This is a genomic window from Enterobacter sp. JJBC, from assembly GCF_036936505.1.
GTDB lineage: Bacteria > Pseudomonadota > Gammaproteobacteria > Enterobacterales > Enterobacteriaceae > Enterobacter > Enterobacter hormaechei_C.
Genome location: NZ_CP136935.1, coordinates 933,961 through 960,900, shown reverse-complemented (window position 1 = coordinate 960,900; position 26,940 = coordinate 933,961). Strand labels below are relative to the sequence as shown.

The window sequence follows — 26,940 nt, the reverse complement described above, 5'->3', positions numbered from 1 at the left end:
GGAGCAAACGCTAAAACGGCGCTCTAAGGATTGCCGTTTACTTTTATTACCGACTCTGCTTTCTCAACAGATAGATAAAGTACGGCGCGCCGATAAAGGTCGACAGCAGGCCCGCCGGGATCTGATACGGGAACAGCACCATCCTTCCGCACCAGTCAGCAAAGACCAGGATCGCCCCGCCCGTCAGGGCAGAGATCGCGATATGTGGCAAAGTCCTGCGGAAGCCCATCATACGGGCGATATGCGGCGCCATTAATCCGACAAAACTGAGCGGGCCGATAGTCATGGTGGCCGTCGCCGTCAGGCACGCGGCCAGCAGCAACAGGGCGATGCGCGTTGGCGTCAGCGCCACCCCGACCGCGCGAGCGGTATCCCCACCCAACGGCAGAATGGTCATCCAGCGGCGGCACAGCGGCACAATCGCCAGCAGCACGATCATCACAATCCCGGTATGCACCACCTGACTGCCGGTGGCGTTGTATGTTGAACCGGAAATCCAGGTCAGGATCTGCGCCATGCGCGGATCGCCGCTCGCCTGCAACATCATCAGCAGCATAGTAAACGCGGTGCTGAGCGCCATCCCGGCCAGCAGCATGCGGTGAGGTGAGAAACCACCTCGCCCGGAGGCGATCAGGATAATCATCAGCGTGACTGCCGCACCGATACTCCCGGCAGGCATCAGCCAGCCGAAGGCATTTCCCGGCACGAGGAACAACATCAACACTACGCCAAACGCGGCGCCGGAACTGATGCCCAGGACTTCCGGGCTTGCCATCGGGTTACCGGTCAGACGCTGGATAATACAGCCCGCCACCGCCAGCATGACGCCCGCAATCAGCGCGGAGAAGATCCGCGGCCAGCGCCACTGCATGAGTTCATGCAGCAAATCCCCCGTCGCCCAGTGCCAGCCCGTGGCGTCGCGTCCCAGCGACAGTGCGGCAAACGAGGCGATAACCAGCACTGCCAGTCCGGCAAGGCTGAACCACACCACCGACTGACGCTCAGCATGTACTTTATCGCCGGCATCCATTGCCGGGGCGCTAATGCTGCGCAGGCGCGGCAAGAGCCACAGCAGCAGCGGCGCGCCGATCAGGGCCGTCACCGAGCCCGTGGAAACTTCCATCCAGACGCGCGCCAGCCAGAGAATGAGCTGATCGGAAAGCCAGAGGATCAGCGCACCAATCAGCGGCGCCAGCATCAGGCGCGCCAGCAGACGGCGTGCGCCGAGCATTTTTGCCAGCAGCGGCGCAAACAGGCCGATAAAGCCGATGATGCCGACGGCGTTAACCAGTAACGCGCTGAGCACAATCGCCAGGGTCAGGGCCGCCAGACGCGCCAGCGACAGCGCCAGCCCGAGATTGCGCGCCACGCCGTCGTCCAGGCCCATCAGCGTGAGCGGACGCAGCAGCAGCAGTGTCAGCACCACGCCGCCAAACAGCTGCGGCCACAGGCGCTGAACGATACTCCAGTCGGTCTGGGTGAGCGTGCCGGTACTCCACATAAACATGCTTTGCAACTGGTCGTGGTGAAACAGCACCAGCAGCTGGTTGATCGCCCCACAGTAGAGGCTGACGACCAGCCCCGCGAGGATCAGCGTGACCGGCGAGAGACGTTTTCCCCAGGCCACGCCAAAGACCAGCGCACCGACCACGCATGCGCCTGCCAGCGCGGCAAACTGCGAGGTTAACGCTCCCGGCAGGGTCCAGAGAGTGGTGATGGTGATCCCCAACTGAGCCCCCGTCGCCACGCCCAGCGTGGTGGGCTCCGCCAGCGGGTTACGTAGCACCTGCTGAAACAGTACGCCCACCAGTCCCAGTCCCGCCCCGACCAGCAGGGAGATAGCCAGACGCGGCAGCAGGCTGTAGTGGAACAGCATTTGCTGAATATTATCGATATCCGGTGCGGCAAACGCGGCTGCCCACTGATCGCGCGGCAACGCCGTGGTCAGGTTAAAGCCGGTTAACGCCAGGGCAGCCAGAAAAATGAGCGCTAACAGTAACATCGGGAAACGGGCCATACGCGTGCTCATGCCTTGCCTCCCAGTGCATTGTCCAGCACGCGGGCAAAATGCATGGCCGACAGCGTCGCGCCGTAGAACCATACCGCTGGCGCGCGCAGGAAGCGCTGCTCGCGGACGAACGGCATTGCCTGCCAGAGCGGGGTCGCCATCAGGGTTTGCATTTCGCGCTCGTTCCCGTGATCGAAGCACAGCACGTCCACATCACGAAACGCCGCCAGACGGTCAATCCCCACGGCGGTACTGCCCCAGAACGTCATCTCGCCTTCCCAGGCATTGCGAATGCCAAAGCTGTCGAGCACTTCCTGGAACAGACAGTTATTTCCAAAGACCAGCATATGGCGGGCATCCAACAGGGTCACCATCAGCAAAGGCCGATCGCCACGGTGGGCAAAGCGCGGCTTGAGGGAATCAATCAGCGCATCAAATTCATCGAGGTGTATTTTCGCCTGAGCCTCACGGTTGAGGAACTGCGCCATCTCGTGGATGGAATTTTTTGCCATGGTCAGCGGCTTTTTACCGTCGCTAAAGGAAAAGCCCCGTCCGGGCGCAATCTTCGCCATGGTCTCTTCCGACGGACCATACCCCGCAGACCAGAATAAATAAGACGGTTTCATCTGGGTGAGAAGCTCAAGGTTCGGCTCCGTACGCAGACCGATGTCGATGACGGAGTCCGGCAGTTTTGGCTCATTCACCCACAGGGTGTAGTTGGGAATATCGGCCACACCGTAAGGCGTCACGCCCAGCGCCATCATCAGTTCAACGGGCAACCACTCCAGCGCCACGATGCGGTGCGGATCGATAGCGGCAGCGCGGGCCGGGCCCATCTTTAACAGCAGCGGTGAGAGCGCCATGGCCGTCAGCAGGCGACGGCGGCTAATGAATGTTGAATCCAGCATCAGTAGACAAAGCTCACGGGTGCAGCCCCGGCCGGGTGAGGCAGGATGCCCATAGGTATACCGTAGATATGTTCCAGCGTTTCGCTGCGCATCAGCTCGTCAGGCGTGCCCTGGGCGATCATTTCACCGCCGCGCAGCGCCACCAGATAGTCGCAATAACGCGCGGCCATATTGATATCATGCAGAACGGCAATCACCGTCAGGCCGCGCTGCTGGCTTAAACGGTGCACCAGCGCCAGCACGTCCACCTGGTGGGCAATATCCAGCGCGGAGGTAGGTTCGTCGAGCAGCAGGCAGCGGCTGTCCTGGGCCACCAGCATTGCGATCCATGCGCGCTGACGCTCGCCACCGGACAGGCTATCCACCAGACGGTGCGCCAGCGGTTTTAACCCGACCAGCGCAATCGCCTCTTCCACTTTCTCTCTGTCAGCAACGCCAAAACGCCCGAGCGCACCGTGCCACGGATAACGTCCAATCGCCACCAGCTCGCGCACCGTCATCCCTTCCGCCTGCGGCAGCTGCTGCGGCAGATAGGCCACCTTGCGGGCAAAGGCCTTACTGCTCCAGCTCGCCAGCGGCTGCTCATCCAGCAAAATGTCGCCCTCGGACGGTGGCTGATGACGGCCCAGCATCTTCAGCAGCGTCGATTTACCGGAACCATTGTGCCCGATTAAACCGGTCACTTTACCTGCGGGAAACGTCAAAGAGAGCGGGTGCAGCAGGGTGCGCCCGGGTACGCGAAAGGAGAGATTGTTGAGCGTGAAGGTGGAGTCGGATTGCGTTTTGTTATCCTGCATATCAGCCAACTTAAATAAAATGGGCACGGCGAACCGTGCCCATAAAGAGGTTAGAAGCGGAAGGTCGCCGTGGCAACAACCTGGCGTCCTGCTCCCCAGTAGCATGCATACTCGCTGTAGCAGCTGGAGACGTATTCACGGTCAAAGATGTTGTTCACGTTGACGCCGACGGAAGAGCCCGGCAGACCGAAGCGCGCCAGATCGTATTTCACGGTCGCATCCGCCAGGGCATAACCCGCGACGTTAAAGGACTCATAGGCTTTAGGCGACGCTGAGGAGTAGTACGTCACCGTGTTACCGATGTAACGCGCGCCTGCACCGACGGTCAGGCCACTCAGCGCCGTCTCGTGGAAGGTGTAATCCGCCCAGAGGGATGCCATGTTGCGCGGTACTTCTGCCGGACGACGACCTTCATACCAGGTATCGTGGGTGTATTCCGCATCGGTGTAGCTGTAGGCCGCCGTCACGTTCACGTTAGCCGACACCGCCGCTTTCGCTTCCAGCTCAAAGCCACGGGAGCGGATTTCACCGCCCTGCACGCTGAAGCCGCTGGTCGGGTTCGCCGGATCGGCGGTCAGGTTATTGTTCTTGGTCAGCTGGTATACCGCTGCCGTCACCACAACAGGCAGATCTTTTGGAACATACTTCACGCCCGCTTCATATTGCTTGCCGCGTGCCGGATCGAACGGTTTACCACCCTGAGTAGTGCCAGAGAGCGGTTCGAAAGATTCACTGTAGCTGAAGTATGGTGTAATCCCGTTATCGAACAGGTAGTTAATCCCCCCGCGCCAGGTAAATGCCTGATCGTTAATTTCCGCGGTGGTTCCGTTATTACGGTTGAAGGCAGACGTTTTCGCAAAGTCATAGCGGCCACCCAAGGTGAGTACCCACTTATCCCATTCCGCCTGATCCTGCGCATAGAGCCCGGTCTGCTCCTGGCGATTGAGCATGGCATACGGGAAGTTCACATTAACGTTCGCATTGCCGTGCTGCGGATTGTTCATACTGATCGGATCGGCGGTACCGTAGTCAGCATCAATGTCATTGCGCATACGAAGGTAATCCACACCTGTCAGCAGGGTATGGTCAACGGCGCCGGTCGCGAATTTCGACTGGAGCTGTGTATCAACCGTGAACGAGTTGAGGTCTTCATCTGAGCGCACGTACGCGCGGCTGATCTGGGCCGGGGCGATATAGCCGTTACCGTAAACTGAACGGTAAAGCGTGTTGATTTTGGTATAACGCAGGTTCTGACGCACGGTGAAGGTGTCGTTGAATTCATGCGCGAAGCTGTAACCCACCATTTTCTGACGACGGGAGATTTTATTGTCTTCATCGCCTTCGTTGAAGTCGGTCGGCAGTTTGTGCGCTTTTCCGTTAGCATCATAGTAAGGCACAACGGTACCTTCACGCGGCAGCCAGCCGTAGTAACCCGCATCCGGATCGCTCTGGAAGTTGCTCAGGAAAGTGAAATCGGTTTTATCATCAGGGCGCCAGCTGAAAGACGGCGCAATCGCGTAACGAGTAGACTTCACCATTTCCTGCTGCGCATTTTCACTGCGCCCCAGACCGGTCAGACGGTAGGACCACACGCCGTCATCGTCAATCGCGTCGCTGAAATCAAACCCGGTCTGCCAGAGGTTATCCGTCCCCATTTTGAACTGAATTTCTTTCAACGGTTCCGTGGTTGGACGCTTGCTGACCATACTCACTACGCCGCCCGGATGGCTTTTGCCATACAGTACAGACGTCGGGCCACGCAGCAGCTCTACGCGCTCAAGGAAGTACGGATCCATGGACGCTTCAGAGTAGTTGTCTCCCTGCAACTTCATACCATCCAGATACTGGTTGGTATTCACGGTGCTGGAGGTCGTAAAACCACGAATCGAAACCACATCGTAAGTTGTTGATGCGCCGCGCGTTGCGAAAACGCTTGGGGTATAGGCCAGCGCCTGTTTAACCGTTCCCGGCTGTTTCATGTCCATCTCTTCACGTGTAACCACGGAAATAGACTGCGGGGTTTTCTCGATCGGTGTATCGGTTTTCGTCGCCGTTGCAGTGCGCTTTGCTGCAATCGTCGGTGCAGGACCCCAGGCACTTTCCTGTGCAGCCGGTGCGGCAGTCACGGTGATGGTTTCTTCTTTCTTGGGGGTTTCAGCGGCCTGTGCGTAAGCAGACATGCCGGCAACCGCTGTGGCTACGACGACTGCGAGTTTACGCAGCGACGTGTTAATTGGCTGAGCAGTATTGGAAAGCGCCATGATGGATCTCTGATGGAAAAGGTGAATGATAACGTAAACGAGAATTATTATTATGACCGCAGAATAATATGCGAAACGCTGACGGCATAGCAAGCGATATGCGGCCCTACAAGAATTGAGGGTTTAAGAAATAATCAACGGAAAATGGGTCGTTAATAAGGATTGTAAACAGGGTTAAGGAAATGAGTTACTGAGGTGAAAAAATACCCCCTTCCTGAGAAGGGGGTATCAGTAGGGTTAGTTCCCGCCGAACATATCCTTGATCCAGCCGGCGACGCCGTCGCTGTCTTTCTTCTCTTCCTGCTGCTGCGGCTGTTGCTGCTGCGGCTGCTGAGGTTGAGAAGACTGATCGAACGGGTTACCTGTCGGTTCTTCTGGCTGGCTTTGCTGGCACAGCGCATCCGGGTTGGTCGTCCAGACCGGCAGCGTACGCACGCCACCGCCGCAAATGAAGTTACCCGAGCTGTCCACGCCCATATCGACGATATCTTCCGGAGCAACGAGGTTCAGCGGCACCGGAGACTGATTCGCGAGGTAGCGCTGGTAAATCGACATCGCACCGCTCGCGCCATACAGTTTGGTCGGCTGGTTGTTATCGCGCCCCACCCAGGTGATGACCACTTCACGACCATCAATACCGGCGAACCAGGTATCGACATTGTTGTTGGTGGTCCCGGTTTTACCCGCCAGATGCAGACCAGGATACTTCGCCCCCAGCTGACGACCGGTACCGCGCTGAACCACCTGCTGCATGGTCCACAGCGTCATATAGGCCGCCTGTGCCGGAACAGCGCGCTCCGCCTGCGGGAAGCTCTGATACAGCACGGAGCCATCTTCGGCAATCACCGAACGCAGAGCGGAGAGCGGCGCTCGGTTACCGCCGCTGGCGATGGTCTGGAACGCCTGCGCCACTTCGATTGGCGTCAGGTTAAGCGCCCCCAGGATCATCGCTGGCACAGGGTGCAGCTGATCTTTCGGTACGCCCAGCTTCTGCCAGGTGTCGGTGATGGCTGGCAGGCCCAGCGCCATCCCGAGGTTAACCGTTGGCACGTTCATCGAGCGGGTTAACGCATCCACCAGCATCACCTGACCGCTGAACTGTCTGTCATCGTTCTGCGGTGACCATACCTGGCCGTTAGGCTGGCGCAGGGAGATTGGCGCATCGGCAATCCAGGTGTTCAGTCGATAGAGGTTCGGCTGGCTCAGCGCGGTCAGATAAGTCGCCGGTTTTGCCAGTGAACCAATCGAACGACGCGCCTGCATTGCGCGGTTATAGCCCGCATACTGCGGCTCAGCACCGCCCACCATGGCACGAACTTCGCCGGTGTTACGATCAACCACTACCATCGCGGTTTCCAGATCGCTCAGCTTACGCTGCTTTTTCAGCGCCGGAATACCTTCTACCGCCGCTTTTTCTGCCGCATCCTGCGCCACGGAATCAAAGGTGGTAAAGATCTTCACGCCTGAGAGATCTTTCACTTTATCTCCGAGCTTAGACTGCAACTCCTGACGCACCATCTGCATAAAGGCAGGCTGCGGAGAGATCACCCCACCGCGCGGCTGAACGCCCAGCGGACGTGCGCTCAGCATGTCGTACAGCTCCTGGTCAATCACCTGCTGTTGTTGCAGCAGACGCAGCACCAGGTTACGACGCTCCAGCGCCAGTTTCGGGTTACGCCACGGGTTGTAGATCGACGCGCCTTTCACCATGCCCACCAGCAGCGCCTGCTGGTCAAGGCTCAGCTCTTCTACCGGACGGCCAAAGTAGTACAGGCTCGCCAGCGGGAAGCCGCGGATCTCGTTATCGCCGCTCTGACCGAGGTACACCTCGTTCATGTACAGCTCAAGAATACGATCCTTGCTGTAGCGCGCATCCATCAGCACGGCCATGTACGCTTCGTTGGCTTTACGCCAGTAAGAGCGCTCGCTGGAGAGGAACAGGTTTTTCACCAGCTGCTGGGTCAGGGTACTCGCCCCCTGCACCGTACGCCCGGCGGTCAGGTTCGCCAGTACCGCACGACCAATGGAGTAAAGGCTGATACCGTCGTGCTCGTAGAAGTGGCGATCTTCGGTTGCCAGCAGGGTATCCACCAGCAAATCCGGGAAGCCGTTACGCGCCACGAACAGCCGCTGTTCGCCGTTTGCGGACGACAGCATGGTGATGAGACGCGGATCGAGACGGAAGAAACCGAACTGGCGATCGTTATCCATGTTCTCAATGGTTTCCAGACGATCGCCGTCAAAGGTCAGACGCGCGCGCACCTGCCCTTCTTTACTGTCCGGGAAGTCGAACGGACGGCGGATCATCTCAATACTTTTCGCCTGGACGGTAAATTCGCCTGGACGGGTCATTTTCGTGACCTGACGATACTGCGTGGCTTGCAGCAGCTTCACCATCTCGTTCTTGCTGATGGACATGTCCGGCTCAAGGTTCACCATGCGGCCGTATACTGCCGCAGGCAATTGCCAGACTTTCCCGTCAATACGGCTGCGGATCTTCTGATCCAGATAAACGCCGTAAATCGCGATCAGGACAACAAAAACAATGAACAGCTTCAGCAGCAGCCAGAACCAGCCGCGCTTACCACGAGGCTTACGCCCTTTGCCTTTCCCTTTACGCGGCATCGGTTCTTCATCCTCATAATCGTCTTCATAGTCATCGTCATACTCCTCATCTCTGAGGCGACGACGGCTTACCTTTTCTTTCGCCGGACGCGTCGGCTTTCCCTTACGTCCTATTGGCTCGCGGTCATTCCCCGCCATGCTTTTTCTCCGCAACATTCAGGCGCAAAGGCCAGATTTTCTTATCTTGCACAGGTCAGTGAAAGAAGAAATCTCTCAAAGTTTGTTTCTCCCTCTCCCTGTGGGAGAGGGCCGGGGTGAGGGCATCAGCCCGCACTTTCCCCATTACGAATATTTTTTCGTGCGCCGTGTCGGCGCGGTATTCGCCGGATCGTCCGGCCAGACGTGTTTGGGATATCGCCCTTTCATCTCTTTCTGCACTTCACGATAGCTCCCCGCCCAAAACGCCCCCAAGTCGCGGGTGATCTGCAAGGGACGATGCGCAGGCGAAAGCAGCTCAAGCACTAACGGCACACGGCCTTCAGCAATGGACGGCGTGGTGGCCTCACCAAACATCTCCTGCATCCGAACCGCCAGCGCCGGCGGATTATCCTCATGATAACGAATGGCAATCCGGCTCCCGGTTGGCACAGTGTAATGCCCAGGCAGTTCACTATCCAGACGTTGACGTAACGACCAGTCCAGTAAATTCTGTAACGCTGCCTTAACATCAAGCGCCTTCAGGGCGCGCAGGGAGTGTACGCCGCTCATCTGCGGCAACAGCCACTGTTCAAGCGTCGCGAGCAGCGTCTCATCATCCACCGCTGGCCACCCCTGTTCCGGCAGCCACTTCGCGGCGCAGTGCAGACGTATACGATATTGTTCAGCCTCCGGCGTCCAGTTCAGTACGCTCAGCCCTTTTTCCCGAATGCCATTCAGCATCGCTTGGTGTAACTCTTCCTCCGACGGCTTCGCCAGCGGTTTCGTCCCGAGCGTCAGTTTGCCAATCTGGCTACGACGGAACGCCTTCAGCGTGCCCTGGGTATCATCCCATTCCACGATGTCAGATTGCTGAAGCAGCTGCGGGCAGGCACGCGTCAGGAGGTCAATATCCACGGCAACCGCCTGTAAAATACGCGCGTCCGGGGAGTGGCTGCCCTGGAGTAAGAGCGGCGCGATCAGCCATTCATGACGCGTCTGGGCGTCATCGCTGTCCAGCATCGCGCCCATCCCATTTGCCAGCTGATAGCGACCATCCAGCCCGCGACGGCGCGCGATTCTGTCCGGGAAGGCCTGGGCCAGCAGAGGGATAACTTTATCGCTGTCAGGCGAACCGCCCCGGCAATTCAGGCGTTTACACAGCTGCTGCGCCCGCTGTTGCCAGTTTCCCTGATGGCGTGAAAAGGCCTGTCCCAGATCGCTGCCGCCACCGCGCGGCGGCTCCTCAAGAATAGCCGCCAGTTTTGCCGCCGTGGCAATTTCATCGTCGCCCTGTGCTGCTACCAGCATTGCCGCCAGACGTGGATCGTTGCCCAGCGCCGCCATTTTCTGGCCGCGCGCCGTCAGTCGCTCGCCTTCCAGCGCGCCAAGCTGGGTCAGCAGACTGCACGCGGCGGAAAGGTTGACGACAGGCGGAGGATTAAGCCAGGTGAGCTGGTCAGGGTCCGGACAGCCCCACTGCATCAGATCCATCACCAGTCCGGAGAGATCGCTTTGTAAAATCTCAGGCGTGCTCTGGAATGCCGCACGCTCCGCCTGCTCGGCGCTGGTTAAATGCAGGCAAATACCCGGCTCAAGACGCCCTGCTCGCCCTGCGCGCTGCACCATTGAGGCCTGGCTGATGCGCTGCGTCAGCAGCCTGGTCAGCCCGGTACGCGGATCAAAACTGGCCACCCTCTCCAGCGTACTGTCCACCACCAGGCGAATGCCTTCGATGGTCAAACTGGTTTCCGCGATATTCGTTGCCAGCACCACTTTGCGCTGCCCCGCCGGTGCGGGAAGGATCGCCTTGCGCTGGTCAGCCAACGGCAGCGCGCCGTAGAGCGGGCACAGCATAACGTCACTGTTCACCCGGGATGCCAGCTGCTCCTGTACGCGCTGGATTTCGCCTACGCCGGGTAAAAACAGCAGCAGCGAGCCGGGCTCCTGGCGGAGCAATTCGGCGGTGGCGATGGCAACCGCTTCGTCAAAACGCTGATGGGCAGGCAGCGGCTGATAGCGGCGCTCGACCGGGAACGCACGCCCTTCAGAGGAGATCATCGGCGCGTCAGGGAGCGTCTGCCGGAGCCGCTCGTTATCCAGCGTCGCCGACATAATCAGCAGCCGAAGGTCGTCGCGCAGCCCCTGCTGAACGTCGAGCAGCAGCGCAAGGGCCAGATCGGCCTGGAGGCTGCGCTCGTGAAATTCATCAAGGATCACCAGCCCGACGCCGGTCAGCTCCGGATCGTTTTGCAACATACGGGTAAGAATACCTTCGGTGACCACTTCCAGCCGCGTGGATGGTCCAACGCAGGTTTCGGCGCGCATCCGGTACCCTACCGTCTCACCCGGTTTTTCATTCAGCAGTTCCGCCAGGCGCTGCGCCACATTGCGCGCCGCCAGCCTGCGCGGCTCCAGCAGGATAATTTTCCCGCTGATGTTCCCATCGCGCAGAATTTGCAGGGGCAGCCAGGTGGATTTACCCGCTCCGGTGGGCGCGCTGAGCAAAACCTGTGGCGCATGTTCTAAGGCTGCGAGAAGCTCAGGAAGGACGACGGCGACGGGCAAAGAGGACACTTACGGCTCCAGAGGGTTAACATTAATCGGCGTACATTGTAGCATCGGCGCATATCATTACCGAGTCTTGCGCATGTCTGAGTCTAAACGGCTATTCTTCGCCATTGAATTACCCACCACGCTTCAACGGCAGATTGTTCGCTGGCGCGCCAGCCACTTCCCCGCGGAAGCGGGCCGCCCCGTCGTCGCCGCCAATATGCACCTGACGTTAGCCTTTCTTGGTGAAGTAAGCGCTGAAAAGCAGCGCGCGTTAAGCGCAATGGCCGGACGCATTTCGCAGCCGGGGTTTACGCTGCATCTTGACGATGCCGGGCAATGGCTGCGCTCTCGGGTGGTCTGGCTGGGGACGCGGCAGCCCCCTCGCGGACTGCTACAGCTCGCCAACATGCTGCGGGCGCAGGCCGCGCGCAGCGGCTGTTATCAGAGCCCGCAGCCGTTTCATCCCCACATTACCCTGCTGCGCGATGCGGGTCAGGCCGTTGCCATCCCGCCACCGGGCTTTCACTGGTCCTTTCAGGTGAATGAATTTGCGCTGTACGAATCTGCCTTTGTACAAGGACGCACCCGCTATACTCCGCTCCAGCGCTGGACGCTGGGCGACACGTTAAGGAATCCTGATGAAGTTTAGTCCTGCACTCCAGCCCGCCACGCTGATCCAGCGTTACAAACGCTTTCTCGCTGATGTGATCACCCCTGAGGGCGAAACGCTCACGCTGCACTGCCCTAACACCGGCGCCATGACCGGTTGCGCCACGCCGGGTGACACGGTCTGGTATTCCACATCAGAAAATACTAAACGCAAATATCCCCATACCTGGGAAATGACCGAGACGCAAAGCGGAGCATTTATTTGCGTTAATACCCTGCGCGCAAATCAGCTGGTTAAGGAAGCTCTGACAAATGGAATGCTTCCTGAACTGGTGGGTTACGGCACGCAAAAAAGCGAAGTGAAATATGGCGATGAAGGCAGCAGAATTGATTTTATGTTACAGGCGGAAGACCGCCCTGAGTGCTATATTGAAGTGAAATCAGTGACGTTAGCGGAACAGGAAAACGGCTTCTTTCCGGATGCGGTAACGCTACGTGGCCAGAAGCATCTGCGAGAGCTAATGAGTGTAGCGGCGGCGGGCAAGCGCGCCGTGTTGCTGTTTGCGGTTCTGCATTCAGCCATTGAACGGTTTTCCCCGGCCCGTCATATTGATCCTAAATACGCGCAATTGTTGAATGAGGCACAAAAGCAGGGGGTAGAGATTTTCGCTTATAAAGCGGAACTTTCTGCCGATAATATGACTCTGAGATCCTCTCTTCCCATTGTCTTATAAGGGATTAGACGATTGACTAATAAGTGTTCTGGCCGCGTGCGCAAATACGCTTTTCCTCACAGGGTTGTCAAGTGTTACGTTTAGATAATTGCCATACGGAAAAGCATCTGCTATTTATAGCGACCTGATTTTTCCCCCAACACGGGGATCGATAGTGCGTGTTAAGGAGAAGCAACATGCAAGAAGGGCAAAACCGTAAAACATCGTCCCTGAGTATTCTCGCCATCGCTGGGGTGGAGCCGTATCAAGAGAAGCCGGGCGAAGAGTATATGAACGAAGCCCAGCTGTCGCACTTCAAGCGTATTCTTGAAGCATGGCGTAATCAACTCAGGGATGAAGTCGATCGCACCGTTACACATATGCAGGACGAAGCTGCTAACTTCCCGGACCCGGTCGACCGTGCCGCTCAGGAAGAAGAGTTCAGCCTCGAACTGCGTAACCGTGACCGCGAGCGCAAACTGATCAAAAAGATCGAAAAAACGCTGAAGAAGGTCGAGGACGAAGATTTTGGCTACTGCGAATCCTGCGGTGTTGAAATCGGTATTCGTCGCCTGGAAGCGCGTCCAACAGCCGATCTGTGCATCGACTGTAAAACGCTGGCAGAAATCCGCGAAAAACAGATGGCTGGCTAACGCCTGCCCTCTCACTACTCTGCTAAGGCGGGAGTCTCTCCCGCCTTGTTACCGTAGATATGTCTGAATCTCACTATATCGGGCGCTTTGCGCCATCTCCCTCCGGTGAATTACACTTCGGCTCATTAATTGCCGCGCTTGGCAGCTACCTACAGGCTCGCGCCCGTCAGGGTCAATGGCTGGTCCGCATTGAAGATATCGATCCTCCGCGTGAAGTTCCCGGTGCAGCAGAAACTATTCTGCGTCAGCTGGAACATTACGGTCTTCACTGGGACGGCGACGTACTCTGGCAGTCTCAACGCCATGATGCCTACCGTGAACGTCTGGCGTGGCTTGCTGAACAGGGCCTTTCCTATAACTGCACCTGCACGCGGGCGCGAATTCAAAGCGTGGGTGGCGTTTACGACGGCCACTGTCGTACGCGGCGCAACGGTCCTGAGAATGCTGCCGTACGGCTGATACAGCGTTCTCCGGTGACGCAGTTTACCGACGTTCTCTCAGGAACCATTCAGGCGGATGAACGCCTGGCGCGTGAAGATTTTATTATTCACCGTCGTGATGGTTTGTTTGCCTATAACCTGGCGGTGGTTGTCGATGACCATTTCCAGGGCGTTACGGAAATCGTGCGCGGGGCGGATCTGGTTGAGCCTACCGTGCGGCAAATATCGCTTTACCAGCAGTTTGGCTGGACGGTGCCGGATTACATCCATCTGCCGCTGGCGGTCAATGAACAGGGAAATAAGCTGTCGAAACAGAATCATGCCCCGGCGCTGCCTGACGGCGATCCGCGCCCGGTTTTGATCGACGCGCTGCGATTTCTCAACCAGAATGTAACGCAGGAATGGCAGGATCTGAGTCTGGATGAATTGCTGAAAACGGCCATTGCTGACTGGGCGCTTATGGCCGTGCCAAAAATCCAGCATTCTCAAATGCGTTGCGCTGAGCTATGATTAGCCGCTTTTTTGATAACAAAACACACTACGAGGTGTACTATTTTTACCCGAGTCGCTAATTTTTGCCGTAAAGTGCTGAGCCGCGAAGAGAGCATGGCGAACGACGCTATTGCACAGCCACACATGTCGGTCATTCCGCGTGAGCAGCACAATATTTCCCGCAAAGATATCAGTGAAAATGCCCTCAAGGTGCTCTATCGTCTGAATAAAGCAGGCTACGAGGCCTATCTCGTCGGCGGCGGGGTGCGCGATTTACTGCTGGGCAAAAAACCAAAAGATTTCGACGTGACGACCAGCGCCACACCTGAGCAGGTGCGTAAATTATTCCGCAACTGCCGTCTGGTTGGCCGCCGTTTCCGTCTGGCGCACGTGATGTTTGGACCAGAAATCATTGAAGTGGCGACCTTCCGCGGTCACCACGAAGCGGGCGTCAACGATCGCACGACTTCCCAGCGCGGCCAAAATGGCATGCTGCTGCGCGACAACATCTTCGGCTCTATTGAAGAAGATGCTCAGCGTCGCGATTTCACCATCAACAGCCTTTACTACAGCGTGGCGGATTTTACCGTGCGCGATTACGTCGGCGGTATGCAGGATCTGAAAGACGGCCTGATTCGCCTGATCGGCACGCCGGAAACGCGCTATCGCGAAGATCCGGTCCGAATGCTGCGCGCCGTGCGTTTCGCCGCCAAGCTGAACATGCGTATCAGTCCGGAAACCGCAGAGCCGATCCCGCGCCTGGCGACGCTGATTAACGACGTCCCCCCTGCCCGTCTGTTTGAGGAGTCGTTAAAGCTGCTCCAGGCAGGCTACGGGTTTGAAACCTACAATTTGCTGCGTGAATACAACCTGTTCCAGCCGCTGTTCCCGACCATTACCCGCTACTTCACCGAAAACGGTGACAGCGCAATGGAGCGGATGATTGCACAGGTGCTGAAGAACACGGATACCCGTATTCATAACGATATGCGCGTGAATCCGGCGTTCCTGTTCGCGGCCATGTTCTGGTATCCGCTGCTGGAAACGGCGCAGCGCATCACTCAGGAGAGTGGTCTCGCCTATTATGATGCGTTCGCGCTGGCGGCAAACGACGTGCTGGACGAAGGCTGTCGCACGCTGGCGATCCCGAAACGTATTACCACGCTGGTGCGTGATATCTGGCAGCTTCAGCTGCGTATGTCCCGCCGTCAGGGTAAACGCGCCTGGAAGCTGATGGAGCATCCTAAGTTCCGCGCCGCGTTCGATTTGCTCTCTCTGCGTGCTGAAGTCGAAAGAAACCAGGAGCTACAGCGTCTGGCGCAGTGGTGGGGAGAATTTCAGGTCTCTGCACCACCAGAGCAGAAAGATATGCTTACGGATCTGGATGACGAGCCGGCACCGCGCCGTCGTCACCGTCGCCCGCGCAAACGCGCACCGCGTCGTGAAGGCACGGCATGACCCTTGCGTATATCGCCATCGGCAGCAATCTGGCCTCTCCGCTGGAGCAGGTTAACGCTGCCGTGCAGGCGCTGGGGAAGATCCCGCAAAGCCGCATCGTCGCGCTGTCCTCATTTTACCGTACGCCGCCGCTCGGCCCGCAGGATCAGCCTGATTATCTGAACGCCGCCGTGGTGCTGGAAACGACCCTTGACGCAGAAACGCTTCTGGATAATACCCAGCGTATTGAGCTACAGCAGGGTCGCGTCCGCAAAGCCGAACGCTGGGGACCGCGCACCCTCGATCTCGATATTATGCTTTTCGGCCACGAGGTGATTAACACCGAACGCCTCACCGTTCCGCATTACGACATGAAAAACCGCGGGTTTATGCTCTGGCCGCTGTTTGAAGTCGCGCCCGATCTCACCTTCCCTGACGGCGCCTCGCTGCAAGCCGTTCTGCAAAATCTCAACGCGGATAAACCGGCCCGCTGGTAATCCCGCCTCTGCATCGATTAACCATTCCTTATTTGCGGTTAATCGATTGCCTAAAATCATTGTTCCCTCGAATGTTACTGTTAGAATGCGCAAAGATTCGCTTTTGGGCCATCAGGAAACAGTATGAAACCAACCACCATCTCCTTATTGCAGAAATGCAAACAGGAAAAAAAACGCTTCGCCACTATCACCGCGTATGACTACAGCTTCGCAAAACTGTTTGCCGAAGAAGGGATCAACGTCATGCTGGTCGGGGACTCGTTAGGGATGACGGTACAAGGACATGATTCCACTCTGCCGGTCACGGTCGAGGATATTGCTTACCATACCCGCGCCGTGCGCCGGGGTGCGCCCGCCTGCCTGCTGCTTTCCGATCTGCCGTTTATGGCGTATGCCACCCCGGAACAGGCCTTTGAAAATGCGGCGACAGTGATGCGTGCTGGCGCCAATATGGTCAAAATCGAAGGCGGCGCCTGGCTGGTCGATACGGTAAAAATGCTTACCGAACGCGCCGTGCCGGTTTGTGGTCATTTGGGGCTGACGCCGCAGTCTGTCAACATCTTTGGCGGATATAAGGTGCAGGGCCGAGGCGATGCGGCGCAGACGCTTTTTGATGATGCCGTGGCGCTGGAAGCCGCGGGCGCACAGCTGCTGGTGCTGGAGTGTGTACCGGTTGAGCTGGCTAAGCGTATCACTGAGGCGCTGTCGATTCCGGTGATCGGCATCGGCGCGGGCAACGTCACCGATGGCCAGATTCTGGTCATGCACGACGCCTTCGGGATCACCGGCGGCCACATTCCAAAATTTGCTAAAAATTTCCTGACAGAAGCAGGCGACATGCGTGCTGCTGTGCGGCAGTATATTGCCGAGGTTGAGTCCGGCGTTTATCCGGGCGAAGAACACAGTTTCCATTAAGGAGTCCAGGTGTGCTAATCATAGAAACTCTGCCGCTGCTGCGCCAGCATATCCGCCGTGCACGTCAGGAAGGTAAACGTATCGCCCTTGTTCCAACCATGGGCAACCTGCACGACGGCCATATGAAGCTGGTCGATGAAGCGAGAGCCCGTGCAGATATTGTGGTAGTCAGTATCTTCGTTAACCCGATGCAGTTCGATCGCGAAGACGATCTGGCGCGCTACCCACGTACCCTGCAGGAAGATTGCGAGAAGCTCAAAAAACGTCATGCGGATATCGTCTTCGCTCCGGCCCCCGCAGATGTATATCCCCAGGGCACCACTGAATCGACCTACGTCGATGTGCCGGGTATTTCGACCATGCTGGAGGGCGCCAGCCGCCCGGGCCATTTCCGTGGCGTTTCTACCATCGTCAGCAAGCTGTTTAACCTGGTGCAGCCGGACATCGCCTGTTTTGGCGAGAAAGATTTCCAGCAGCTGGCGCTGATCCGCAAAATGGTTGCCGATATGGGCTACGACATTGAGATAGTCGGCGTACCGATTGTGCGTGCGAAAGATGGCCTGGCGCTCAGCTCCCGTAACGGCTATCTGACCGCCGAACAGCGTAAAATTGCGCCGGGTTTAAGCAAAGTCATGAATACCATGGCAGAGCAACTGCTGGCAAAAGAGTTAACCGCAGAAGAAATTATCGCTCTGGCTGAACAGGCGCTGAACGAGAAAGGTCTTCGTGCTGACGACGTTCAAATTCGGGATGCCGATACGCTTCTGGCGCTTACAGAGACCAGCAAACGTGCGGTAATTCTGGTGGCGGCATGGCTCGGCCAGGCCCGCCTTATCGATAACAAAGTGGTTGAACTGGCGTAGTTTTACTACCCGGAAGTGAAAGGTAAACGTAATGATTCGCAAAATGCTACAAGGTAAGCTTCACCGTGTGAAAGTCACCCAGGCCGACCTGCACTATGAAGGCTCCTGCGCGATCGACCAGGATTTTCTCGACGCGGCGGGTATTCTCGAAAACGAAGCTATTGATATCTGGAACGTTAATAACGGCAAACGCTTTTCAACGTACGCGATTGCCGCTGAACGCGGATCTAAAATCATCTCCGTTAATGGGGCAGCAGCGCACTGCGCGGACGTAGGCGATATCGTCATTATTGCCAGCTTTGTGATGATGTCTGACGAAGAAGCACGTCGCTGGCAGCCTAAAGTGGCCTACTTTGAAGGCGATAATGAGATGAAACGTACCGCGAAGGCGATTCCGGTGCAGGTTGCCTAAGCCAATAGTACTGTTATAAATTACCCGGCAAAATAGGTTGGGTAATTTATACATAATTAAAATGAATAGCGTTCTTTTTATATATTTTTATTAATATATTAAAGTCACCCTGCCGAACACCTGATCATCAAAATGATGAACAATTATTATCACTCACTATTAAATAATCTCATTGGCTTAAAGATCGTTTAAGTATTTCTAACATCTAACGGCTTCTCACAACCATTACTCATCACTTAGAATCCTTTTCCCGAAGCATCTGTTCGGAACGAACATAAGCCTTGCTTATGTGCACTTTTCTAGCATTTAAATATGGATATAAAAAATGTCTTTTAATAAATTAGGTCTGGCAACTGTAGTAGCAATGGTTCTGAGTGCGGGTTCTGCAATGGCAGCTGATATTCCTTCAGATACAGGCACTATTACTTTCCACGGTATGGTTTCTAATAACACCTGTAAAGTATCCCTGGATCAGAAGATTGACCAGGATGGTAATGATTTTGACGTTAACCTGGATACCGTGTTTGTAAAAGACTTCGCTAATGCGCTGGGTACCACCAGCACCCTGGGAGAAAAGAAATTCTCCCTCACCCTGACAGGTTGTGATTCTGCTACCGTCAAACAGGCATCCGCTCAGTTTGATTCCTGGGCGGGTTCTTCTTCAACTTCCGGCGGTCTGCTGGTTCCACCATCAAACACTCAAGGCGCCGCTAAAAACGTCAATCTGGTACTGTCAAACGATGGCAACTCCGCTACCGATCAGATCAAACTGGATCAGACCAACAATACCCAGAAAGCAACGATTGATACCACAGGCGCAGGCGCACTTTACTACCGTGTAGCGTATACCCAAGGTCAGAACTGGGATGCGGCCAACAACCCAGTGTCAGCTGGTGTGGTTCAGGCACAAGCTGCATTCACCATGATCTACGAGTAATTTTAAAAGCATAGATAAAATGCTCATATTATCCCCTGACGTACGTCAGGGGACTATTGATATCATTCCAACAGGAAGTGGAAAAATGTTAAGCACATCATTTTATAAAGGATTTAAAGCTGCCTGCTTTACAGCTGCTGCTGTCGCGTCATTCCAGGCAAGCGCAGATATCGTTATTTCGGGAACACGTATTGTTTATCAGCAGTCGCAAAAAGATGTCATCGTTTCTTTAGACAACCGTGGCAAAAAGCCACTATTAGTTCAATCATGGCTCGATGACGGTCGCGATGACACCAATCCACAGGAATTAAAACTTCCTTTTATTATTACTCCACCAGTATCCCGAATTGATCCCCAAAAAGGTCAATCCGTTCGGATCCCGTACCTGGGTGGTTCATTGCCGCAAGATCGCGAATCCCTATTCTGGTTCAATGTGCTCGAGATTCCACCGAAGTCAAAAGTGAAAGACGGTGAAAATCCTAACCAGCTCCAGCTGGCATTCCGCACACGTATTAAACTCTTTTTCCGACCTGACGGCCTGAAAGGTACGCCAGGAAATGCAGCAGCCAGGGTAACGTGGTCGCAACAAAAACAAGGTAATACGCTAAACCTGATTGCACACAATGATTCCCCTTACAACGTTTCTATTTCAAATGTAAAGCTGAAATCAGCAAATAAAGAGTACCAGGTTGAGCATAAATCTATTTTACCGTTTAGTACTCAAATAATGCAGGTAAAAGGTTTAGGTAGTACTGCCACCGGCACTGTTGCTTACGAAACCATTAATGACAATGGCGGCTCTGATACTTTTGAAAGCAAAGTAAACTAATAACCGCATCACCGCCACATTATAAATATAATACGTATGAATGATTCATAGCATTCATACGACGACTTGTCTGGATGAAGCATGCTATTTCAACGATCAATTTTATGTCTCGCAATCTGTGCAGCATTTCCTCTGCATGCCAGCGAGACTGAAAAAAAAGCTGTAGACACCTCATCCGAAACAGAATCGGCCATTGAATTTAATGACCAGTTCCTTATCGATAATGGTGGAGGTATCAATGTCGATCGTTATGCTTATGGCAACCCAGTTCTGCCAGGTACTTACCGTGTAAAAGTGAATTTGAATGGCAATTCAAAATCCACGGTCGAGATGAGATTCATTGATAACAAAACGCCACGTGCCTCAGCATGTCTGACTAAACTCACGCTGACACAGGCAGGCGTTGATACCAGCATATTAGGCGATGATGTCAAAGACGACGAAACGTCTTGCGTAGATATCAAAAAATATTATCCCGGTGCTTCTGAAAATTTTGATAGTAGCAAGCAGGAAATGGATCTTAATTTCCCGCAAATCTACGTGCTTAAGCTTCCAGCAGGGTATGTCGATCCTTCATTATGGGATAATGGTGTTCCGGCCGGATTACTTTCATACGATCTTAATACCTGGCACAGCGAGTCAAACGGCACCAATTCAGATACCGCTTATGCGGGCTTGCATTATGGCCTGAACGTGGGGCCGTGGCGTTTACGTTCTCGCGGCAGTCTGAACTGGGACAGTGATAATGGCACACATTATTCCAGCCAGGATATATACCTCCAGCGAGACATCACACCACTTAACGCACAGATGGTAATGGGTGATTCCTACACACGCGGTGATGTCTTTGACTCGGTGAGCCTGCGTGGTGCGCGTATGTATAACGATGACCGCATGCTCCCGCAAGGCACCTCTGGCTACGCGCCAGTAATTCGTGGTGTGGCAAACAGTAACGCCAAAGTTAGCGTTATGCAAAGCGGCAATAAAATCTATGAAACCACCGTTCCACCCGGTGCTTTCGAGATCAATGACCTCAGTACAACAGGCTATGGTAATGATTTGATTGTCACTGTAGAGGAAGCCGATGGAAGTAAACGGACGTTTACCGTTCCGTTCTCCTCAGTTACACAAATGCTCCGCCCAGGCTCCAGCCGCTGGGATGTGGGTATAGGTGAGCTGAATGATGATTCATTGCATGATAAGCCAAACGTTGGCTACGCAACTTACGCGTATGGTCTGAATAATACCTTTACCGGTTACGTGGGTGCGCAATATACGGATATGGATTTCTACGCCGGCCTGCTTGGTCTGGCTATGAATACCCGTATTGGTGCATTCGCTTTAGATGTTACCGGGTCCTATGCCGATATCGACGGGCTGGACACGCTTAAAGGGCAGAGTTATCGGCTGACCTACAGCAAAATGCTTGAAGCCACTAACACATCTCTTAACGTGGCAGCTTATCGCTTCTCAACAGAAGATTATCTCAGCCTTAACGATGCCGCCTCATTGCAGGACAGTATTCACCACGAGGAATATGGCAATCGATCTTATGACAGCAATGCCGAGCTTTATGCTGATTATCAGCGTACCAAAAACCAGATACAGGTCAGCCTGAACCAGCCATTGAATGTTAACGGTGATGAATACGGCTCACTCTATATTAGCGGTACCTGGCAGGATTACTGGAATAATTCCAGCTCCACTTCCGACTACAGCGTGGGTTACAACAATAGTTTTGCTTACGGTAGCTATAGCGTTTCTGTGCAACGCACGTACAACGAAACAGGGGAAAAGGATGACAGCGTTTATTTAAACGTCAGTATTCCATTCAGCATATTCAATAAGGATAACGCGCAGTCAGGCGGATTTAATAACGTCAACATGAGCCTGCGCACTGATTTAAAAGGCGGTACCAGTTTTAACTCTACGGCAAGCGGCAACTCCAAAAACAGTGAAGTGAGCTATTCCGTTAGCGCCTCATCAAGCGGGGGCAACTACGGCAACCTGAACCAGGTCAGTGGCTATAGCTCATGGAACAGTCCTTACGGGCCGCTCGGTGTCTCGGCGTCCTTTGGCGATGACAATAGTAAACAGTATTCCGCGAGTTATAACGGCGGAATGGTTGTTCACTCGGGTGGCGTTGTATTTACATCAGGCAGTATCGGCGAAACGGATTCACTTGCGCTGGTAAAAGCAAGTGGCGCAACGGGTGCTCGGCTGGGTTACGGCCAAAGCCGCATTAACAGTTCCGGGTACGGGATTATGCCGTATATGTCAGCCTACAGAGAAAACCGAGTATCGCTCGATATCAGCACTCTCGAAGCAGACGTTGAAATCAAAAATACAAGCGCAGTTGCCGTACCTCGCAATGGCTCCGTTGTATTTGTGAATTTTGAAACGGATGAAGGCCGTTCGCTTGTTCTGGAATTACAACGTTCTGATAACGGCTTTATTCCGCTAGGTGCTGACGTTCTGAATGAGAAAAACGAATCTATCGGAACGGTAGGCCAGGCAGGACAAGCTTATGTACGCGGTGTGGAAAACAAAGGCGCTCTCCGGGTGGTATGGGGAAGCGATGGTTCCAGCTCCTGCACGGTGCATTATCAGATTCCTGAAAATGCGAAGAAAGCAGGCTTAACCACGATTCTGAGTAATCAACAGTGCCAAATGTAATGATGTTAAAACAGGGAATCACACCCATGGGAAATAATATGAAGAAAAATCATTGCGGTTATTCATTAATCGCATTAGCAATGTTAGCGATGTCAGGTTCTGCTGCGGCAGCCGATCTCAATGTTAACTTTACTGCCAATATCCGCGAAACCACCTGCGATATGAAACTGGTCGGCGATACGGGTTCAGATACACAGCAAACGCTGACTATCGGTAATAACGGACAGGTACGTTTAGATGATGTCAAAGCCGGAACGGCAAATGCCAATTTCAAAATTGTGCTCGTTGAATGCCCGGCATCACTGACCTCATTGAAAACCAAAGTATCGGGAACAAGATCTGGATATTTGTACTCAGGCCTTATTAACCAAATACAAAAAATCGACGGAGGTGCAGACTACTCTGCTGTTGAGATTGCCAGAGCCAGCGCACCGGATGCCCCGTTTATCATTAACTCTGAGGACGATAACGAGCGCCTGGTCTGGAGTCCGACAGAAATCCAGAATAAGGAAGTTGCTCTGGTGGCCACCTTACGTGAAACACAGGAAAACAGGATGACCATAGGTGATTTTCAGGCCGTGGCGACCTTTGAATTTATCTACGAGTGATTAGTGCAGGAAAACGGAGCAACATTATGAAATTCAATTTTACTTTTATCGCCCTGTCCGTTTCTGCCCTTCTGTTCTCGGGAATGGCAAGCGCAGCTATTACAGGCACCCCTAGTGTCGAATTAACGATTAAATCAAAAATTGTATCAGGCACATGTACCGCAAAAGTACTTAACGATGCAGGCACAGCTTCCACTGAAATTGCGTTCGGCGACGTATACAAATCCGATCTGGTGAACAAAACCCGTGTCGAGCCGCTCAAGATTAGTTTCACCAACTGTTCTGGAGTAACCAAGGCAACGGTGTCCGCTGCGAAAGGCGCTGGTGGTGAATGCAGTGGCGTCAACAAGACGGGTGATTCTTACTCCGGCGGCTTAGCAACGGGCTTTGAGATCTGGTCGGGTGTTGTCGATACTGGCGAGCTTATGAGCTGCAACACGCCTCCGGCTGCTAAGGATGTCACCATTACTGATGGTACCGGTGAATTCCCGATGAATTCCCGTATCGTTATCGGACAAGGCCAAACCATTGCTGAAGTAGGCGCGGGGGCGGTTAATGCGCCAGTCACGTTTACTATCACTTATCCATAATACCAGGAACCAGCATGCAACAATCACCGTTTACTTTATACCAGCCCGGTCTTGTGTTGCTTATGGGCTTGGCTGGTGGCATCTTGCCTGGCGTAGGCCAGGCAAGCTCAGGATTAGACGTAAATATTACCGCTAACATTGTTAATAGCACTTGTAAGATGACCGTGGAAAATGACGGCGAAATTTATCTCCCCAATGTAATGCGCAGCTGGTTTTATAACCCGGATGGTAGCGATCGTTTTACTGCAACCGATGATGCAGGCGGTACGCCTTTTAAGATCCATGTAGATGATTGCTATGGAGACAGCAGTACGGCTAAAAAGCTGAGTTTTAGCTTTTCGCCGCAGTCGGGTTTCTGGCCAGGACAAAATCAGGTTTTCAAAAGTGATGATACCGCCGCAGGCGCGGCAAAAAATGTCGGCGTCGTCGTTTTCTCTGAAAGATATAAAAAGAATGTTTTAAACAACGACGGCACGTCAAAAATCACTTATGACGTAAGCGGTCAGGATACTGCATTTTTAACGGATTATCAGTTCTATGCCCGATATCAAAATATTGGCGTAGTGGCTGGTGGTGTCGTTACCAGTAAAGTATTAGTTGACGTCACTTACGAATAATAATCAGAACAGGAAAAAGGATGAGAATGTTCAATTTTATAAGACAGGGTTTCACCGTGAAAGGCACAATGGCGTTTGCCATGGCGAGCGTGTTATTAACCCTCAGCCACTCCTGCTGGGCAGCTGAGTGTCGCATGAATAATGGAAAAGGCGGCACAACCACGCTGATCAATTCCGAATACTCAGGTGGCACCGTACGTCTTCCCCCTCCGGGTAATTATGCCAGTACTCTTTTTAACGTTAACCTGACACCGGGCATTCAGGCCGAATGTGGTATGGGGGACGATGGTTTTAACCTCGTGTCACAAACAAACCCGACCTTGCTAAAGGGGAGCAGTTATGGCAGGGCTATGTTTGAAACAAATATTCCGGGGATTTATTATTCCGTAAGGGTCCACACCGCAGAAAGTGACGGAGGCATGGGTGGCTATTTCGCTATGAATACTACTGACTGGACTACCGTTGCATCCTCCGGAAATTCTGATCCCTGGGATGAAAAATGGATAAACACCTCAGTTCAAATTTATATTGATGCAGGTTACAGAGGCAACCCGAACAAAGAAACCTCAATCAGACCCAAACCCGGCACTCTGGGTAAAATGGCTATTGGTAATCCAAATGATTCTAACAACCAACCATGGACATTTGTGGTCAACGAAGACTCATTCCAGATCCCGATCGTTCTTCCAACCTGCGACATGGCCATGCTTTCAGATGGCACTAATGATGTTAACCTGGGAGAATATTATGTTTCAGACATTAAAAACAATCGGGTTAAGGATATCCCTTTTTCAATTAGCTTAAGCAATTGTACCAGTGTGGCAAATATCACAACCAAACTCACCACCTCAAAGCTAACCGGAAAAAATAATGATCTTCTTGGAAATACGCTTTCGTCCGGAGCTGAGGGCGCAGGCGTGAAAATTATGTATAACGGAACCTCTCAACTCCTGCCGAATAATCCTGACTCATCCTATGTCATAACGGATTACCAAACCCCGGAATCCAAGCAAATTAATTATGTTGCTCAACTGGTAGCAAACGGAAGCACAGTGAAACCGGGGTCGTTTAAAGCCACCGGCGTATTCACCCTTTCATACGACTAACCGCTATCCCTGCGGCTGATTACTGATCAGCCGCGACATCGTCTCCAGTGAGTCCGTTCTTAATATATACAAACGCTTCAACAGGAACGGATTATCCCCCGGCTTCACCTTCCCTTTCACCGTGGTCACCGCCAGATGAAACCCCGCATCGTTCGCCGCTTTAATCGCTTTATTGTCATAGCCGCCAAACGGATACGACACATACAACACGCGCGGGTTGAACTGCGCCAGTGCACGACGTGATCGTTCAAAATCAAACAGGATCACGTGATAGCTACGGCTCAACAGGATGGGGTGTTTATAGCCATCCACGCGATGCAGGAAATGGGTGTGAGACTGAATGTCGAACACATCCTGGATGCCCTTGATTTCCTGAACGCTCATAAACTGTAGCGATTTTGGATCCCACTTCTGCGGATGGCCTTTGATACGTGATGAAATTATAAACGCCGTCGCGTTGAAGCCATATTCTTTCAGAACAGGGTACGCGTAGCGGCTCACCGATTTGAGACCATCATCAAAGGTGATCACCACTGCTTTCGCGGGTAGGTTCATCTTGTTACGCACGTACCCTTCAAGCTGGTACATCGTCAGCGTGGTATAGCCTTGATCGCGTAACCAGGCCATCTGATTATTAAACGCACGTACGCTGGTCGTCGTGGAGGTATGTCGAAAACGGGTGTTCTCTTCATCACGCAAAATATGATGGTAAGTCAGAACCGGTAGCCCGTTATCTTCCTGTGCATCGAGGCTGCTGATCCACGCCAGACGATTACCGATACGGATCTGAAACCATGTCTGGTTCAGGCGGTCTTTCAGCTTATTCAGAATCGGATAGCGAAGATTGGCGCTTAAGGTGCCAAAAGGCGCGCTTCCGCTGCTGGGGGCGTTATACACCGGCGTGTCTTTCCAGGTGATGAGGTTTTGATTACTGAGCGGCTTGTTCAAGTCACCCAGGCTATCCTCAACACGTTGTTTGCCCTGCACTTTTTCAAGGTGGTCTTTATCAATAAACCCCGTGCCGAATCCGAAACGAAATTCATAGTAATCCGCCGCGGCCGGAAAGACAGCGAGGATCTGCCCGGCGCGAACATTCCCTACATTCACGACGGCATTTCCCACCTGCGCCCAGATGGCCGCATCTTCGGTGGTTTGCATATATTGGGCAGGAAGGCCTTGCTGACTGGTCAGGCTGGCAGACGCACCACCGGAAACCAGCACCAGAAGGATAAAGATAACGCGCATGAGCATGGGAT

23 protein-coding genes are annotated in these 26,940 nt (G+C 54.0%); 16 read left to right on the top strand and 7 right to left on the bottom strand.

Going from position 1 to position 26,940, the window contains the following annotated elements; translation table 11 throughout:
* Nucleotides 1–46 precede the first annotated feature (46 nt).
* From fhuB to hrpB, 6 genes are all read right to left on the bottom strand, one after another.
* Nucleotides 47–2,029 carry a Fe(3+)-hydroxamate ABC transporter permease FhuB gene (gene fhuB / locus RY075_RS04580; RefSeq protein WP_193132846.1) on the bottom strand — a complete coding sequence of 661 codons (1,983 nt, stop codon included), beginning with the start codon at nucleotides 2,027–2,029 and terminating at the stop codon, nucleotides 47–49.
* Nucleotides 2,026–2,916, bottom strand: a complete 891-nt coding sequence (fhuD, locus tag RY075_RS04575) for a Fe(3+)-hydroxamate ABC transporter substrate-binding protein FhuD (protein ID WP_063855424.1) — start codon at nucleotides 2,914–2,916, stop codon at nucleotides 2,026–2,028. Before fhuD ends, fhuB begins: the two co-directional genes overlap by 4 nt.
* Nucleotides 2,916–3,713 (bottom strand): Fe3+-hydroxamate ABC transporter ATP-binding protein FhuC, encoded by a 798-nt coding sequence (gene fhuC / locus RY075_RS04570; protein WP_232961578.1) that lies wholly within the window; start codon nucleotides 3,711–3,713, stop codon nucleotides 2,916–2,918. Before fhuC ends, fhuD begins: the two co-directional genes overlap by 1 nt.
* Before the next feature lie 50 nt (nucleotides 3,714–3,763).
* Nucleotides 3,764–5,974, bottom strand: coding sequence for a ferrichrome porin FhuA (gene fhuA, locus RY075_RS04565; RefSeq protein WP_003856244.1), 2,211 nt, complete (start codon nucleotides 5,972–5,974; stop codon nucleotides 3,764–3,766).
* Between the two features lie 237 nt (nucleotides 5,975–6,211).
* Entirely contained in the window at nucleotides 6,212–8,737 is a 2,526-nt protein-coding gene (gene mrcB, locus RY075_RS04560; protein WP_003856245.1) for a bifunctional glycosyl transferase/transpeptidase, read from the bottom strand.
* Between the two features lie 144 nt (nucleotides 8,738–8,881).
* Nucleotides 8,882–11,311 (bottom strand): ATP-dependent helicase HrpB, encoded by a 2,430-nt coding sequence (gene hrpB / locus RY075_RS04555; RefSeq protein ID WP_063944549.1) that lies wholly within the window; start codon nucleotides 11,309–11,311, stop codon nucleotides 8,882–8,884.
* A gap of 73 nt (nucleotides 11,312–11,384) precedes the next feature.
* Between hrpB and thpR the strand changes: the two genes are divergently transcribed.
* From thpR to RY075_RS04475, 16 genes are all read left to right on the top strand, one after another.
* Nucleotides 11,385–11,939 carry an RNA 2',3'-cyclic phosphodiesterase gene (thpR, locus tag RY075_RS04550; protein WP_003856249.1) on the top strand — a complete coding sequence of 185 codons (555 nt, stop codon included), beginning with the start codon at nucleotides 11,385–11,387 and terminating at the stop codon, nucleotides 11,937–11,939.
* On the top strand, nucleotides 11,929–12,633 hold the full coding sequence (gene sfsA, locus RY075_RS04545) for a DNA/RNA nuclease SfsA (protein ID WP_017694492.1): 705 nt from the start codon (nucleotides 11,929–11,931) through the stop codon (nucleotides 12,631–12,633). The genes thpR and sfsA overlap by 11 nt, the downstream gene beginning before the upstream one ends.
* Before the next feature lie 176 nt (nucleotides 12,634–12,809).
* Complete coding sequence (dksA, locus tag RY075_RS04540; RefSeq protein ID WP_001155232.1) at nucleotides 12,810–13,265, top strand: RNA polymerase-binding protein DksA; 456 nt, start codon at nucleotides 12,810–12,812, stop codon at nucleotides 13,263–13,265.
* Between the two features lie 59 nt (nucleotides 13,266–13,324).
* Entirely contained in the window at nucleotides 13,325–14,215 is an 891-nt protein-coding gene (gene gluQRS, locus RY075_RS04535; RefSeq protein WP_045897382.1) for a tRNA glutamyl-Q(34) synthetase GluQRS, read from the top strand.
* Between the two features lie 42 nt (nucleotides 14,216–14,257).
* Nucleotides 14,258–15,655 carry a polynucleotide adenylyltransferase PcnB gene (gene pcnB / locus RY075_RS04530; protein ID WP_071785222.1) on the top strand — a complete coding sequence of 466 codons (1,398 nt, stop codon included), beginning with the start codon at nucleotides 14,258–14,260 and terminating at the stop codon, nucleotides 15,653–15,655.
* Nucleotides 15,652–16,131 (top strand): 2-amino-4-hydroxy-6-hydroxymethyldihydropteridine diphosphokinase, encoded by a 480-nt coding sequence (gene folK / locus RY075_RS04525; protein WP_045346807.1) that lies wholly within the window; start codon nucleotides 15,652–15,654, stop codon nucleotides 16,129–16,131. The genes pcnB and folK overlap by 4 nt, the downstream gene beginning before the upstream one ends.
* Nucleotides 16,132–16,254: 123 nt before the next feature.
* The gene (panB, locus tag RY075_RS04520; RefSeq protein ID WP_003856280.1) at nucleotides 16,255–17,046 is read left to right on the top strand and encodes a 3-methyl-2-oxobutanoate hydroxymethyltransferase; all 792 of its coding nucleotides are present in this window, start codon (nucleotides 16,255–16,257) and stop codon (nucleotides 17,044–17,046) included.
* Between the two features lie 11 nt (nucleotides 17,047–17,057).
* Nucleotides 17,058–17,909, top strand: a complete 852-nt coding sequence (gene panC, locus RY075_RS04515; protein WP_003856282.1) for a pantoate--beta-alanine ligase — start codon at nucleotides 17,058–17,060, stop codon at nucleotides 17,907–17,909.
* Nucleotides 17,910–17,940: 31 nt separating this feature from the next.
* Nucleotides 17,941–18,321, top strand: coding sequence for an aspartate 1-decarboxylase (gene panD / locus RY075_RS04510; protein ID WP_003856284.1), 381 nt, complete (start codon nucleotides 17,941–17,943; stop codon nucleotides 18,319–18,321).
* A 325-nt stretch (nucleotides 18,322–18,646) separates the two neighbouring features.
* Nucleotides 18,647–19,258 carry a fimbrial protein gene (locus tag RY075_RS04505; RefSeq protein ID WP_023324169.1) on the top strand — a complete coding sequence of 204 codons (612 nt, stop codon included), beginning with the start codon at nucleotides 18,647–18,649 and terminating at the stop codon, nucleotides 19,256–19,258.
* A gap of 85 nt (nucleotides 19,259–19,343) precedes the next feature.
* Complete coding sequence (locus RY075_RS04500; RefSeq protein WP_338628215.1) at nucleotides 19,344–20,087, top strand: fimbrial chaperone; 744 nt, start codon at nucleotides 19,344–19,346, stop codon at nucleotides 20,085–20,087.
* 81 nt (nucleotides 20,088–20,168) lie between these two features.
* Nucleotides 20,169–22,763: an outer membrane usher protein gene (locus RY075_RS04495; RefSeq protein ID WP_059294280.1), complete on the top strand. Its 2,595-nt coding sequence runs from the start codon at nucleotides 20,169–20,171 to the stop codon at nucleotides 22,761–22,763.
* A 38-nt stretch (nucleotides 22,764–22,801) separates the two neighbouring features.
* Entirely contained in the window at nucleotides 22,802–23,371 is a 570-nt protein-coding gene (locus RY075_RS04490) for a fimbrial protein (RefSeq protein ID WP_032610176.1), read from the top strand.
* Nucleotides 23,372–23,397: 26 nt separating this feature from the next.
* A complete protein-coding gene (locus RY075_RS04485; RefSeq protein WP_023324165.1) occupies nucleotides 23,398–23,961 on the top strand; it encodes a hypothetical protein in 564 nt (187 codons plus the stop codon).
* Between the two features lie 14 nt (nucleotides 23,962–23,975).
* Entirely contained in the window at nucleotides 23,976–24,578 is a 603-nt protein-coding gene (locus RY075_RS04480; RefSeq protein WP_045895257.1) for a fimbrial-like protein, read from the top strand.
* A gap of 20 nt (nucleotides 24,579–24,598) precedes the next feature.
* The gene (locus RY075_RS04475) at nucleotides 24,599–25,684 is read left to right on the top strand and encodes a fimbrial protein (protein WP_049126913.1); all 1,086 of its coding nucleotides are present in this window, start codon (nucleotides 24,599–24,601) and stop codon (nucleotides 25,682–25,684) included.
* Between the two features lie 3 nt (nucleotides 25,685–25,687).
* On the opposite strand, the gene RY075_RS04470 is transcribed toward RY075_RS04475, so the two are convergent.
* Nucleotides 25,688–26,935, bottom strand: coding sequence for a polysaccharide deacetylase family protein (locus RY075_RS04470; protein ID WP_032608523.1), 1,248 nt, complete (start codon nucleotides 26,933–26,935; stop codon nucleotides 25,688–25,690).
* Nucleotides 26,936–26,940: the final 5 nt, after the last annotated feature.

Excerpts from the sequence above, each read along its gene's own strand:
- fhuB (WP_193132846.1), bottom strand. The coding sequence starts at position 2,029 with ATGAGCACGCGTATGGCCCGTTTCCCGATGTTACTGTTAGCGCTCATT.
- fhuD (WP_063855424.1), bottom strand. The coding sequence starts at position 2,916 with ATGCTGGATTCAACATTCATTAGCCGCCGTCGCCTGCTGACGGCCATG.
- fhuC (WP_232961578.1), bottom strand. The coding sequence starts at position 3,713 with ATGCAGGATAACAAAACGCAATCCGACTCCACCTTCACGCTCAACAAT.
- fhuA (WP_003856244.1), bottom strand. The coding sequence starts at position 5,974 with ATGGCGCTTTCCAATACTGCTCAGCCAATTAACACGTCGCTGCGTAAA.
- mrcB (WP_003856245.1), bottom strand. The coding sequence starts at position 8,737 with ATGGCGGGGAATGACCGCGAGCCAATAGGACGTAAGGGAAAGCCGACG.
- thpR (WP_003856249.1), top strand. The coding sequence starts at position 11,385 with ATGTCTGAGTCTAAACGGCTATTCTTCGCCATTGAATTACCCACCACG.
- sfsA (WP_017694492.1), top strand. The coding sequence starts at position 11,929 with ATGAAGTTTAGTCCTGCACTCCAGCCCGCCACGCTGATCCAGCGTTAC.
- dksA (WP_001155232.1), top strand. The coding sequence starts at position 12,810 with ATGCAAGAAGGGCAAAACCGTAAAACATCGTCCCTGAGTATTCTCGCC.
- gluQRS (WP_045897382.1), top strand. The coding sequence starts at position 13,325 with ATGTCTGAATCTCACTATATCGGGCGCTTTGCGCCATCTCCCTCCGGT.
- folK (WP_045346807.1), top strand. The coding sequence starts at position 15,652 with ATGACCCTTGCGTATATCGCCATCGGCAGCAATCTGGCCTCTCCGCTG.
- panB (WP_003856280.1), top strand. The coding sequence starts at position 16,255 with ATGAAACCAACCACCATCTCCTTATTGCAGAAATGCAAACAGGAAAAA.
- panD (WP_003856284.1), top strand. The coding sequence starts at position 17,941 with ATGATTCGCAAAATGCTACAAGGTAAGCTTCACCGTGTGAAAGTCACC.
- RY075_RS04505 (WP_023324169.1), top strand. The coding sequence starts at position 18,647 with ATGTCTTTTAATAAATTAGGTCTGGCAACTGTAGTAGCAATGGTTCTG.
- RY075_RS04500 (WP_338628215.1), top strand. The coding sequence starts at position 19,344 with ATGTTAAGCACATCATTTTATAAAGGATTTAAAGCTGCCTGCTTTACA.
- RY075_RS04495 (WP_059294280.1), top strand. The coding sequence starts at position 20,169 with ATGCTATTTCAACGATCAATTTTATGTCTCGCAATCTGTGCAGCATTT.
- RY075_RS04490 (WP_032610176.1), top strand. The coding sequence starts at position 22,802 with ATGAAGAAAAATCATTGCGGTTATTCATTAATCGCATTAGCAATGTTA.
- RY075_RS04485 (WP_023324165.1), top strand. The coding sequence starts at position 23,398 with ATGAAATTCAATTTTACTTTTATCGCCCTGTCCGTTTCTGCCCTTCTG.
- RY075_RS04480 (WP_045895257.1), top strand. The coding sequence starts at position 23,976 with ATGCAACAATCACCGTTTACTTTATACCAGCCCGGTCTTGTGTTGCTT.
- RY075_RS04475 (WP_049126913.1), top strand. The coding sequence starts at position 24,599 with ATGAGAATGTTCAATTTTATAAGACAGGGTTTCACCGTGAAAGGCACA.
- RY075_RS04470 (WP_032608523.1), bottom strand. The coding sequence starts at position 26,935 with ATGCTCATGCGCGTTATCTTTATCCTTCTGGTGCTGGTTTCCGGTGGT.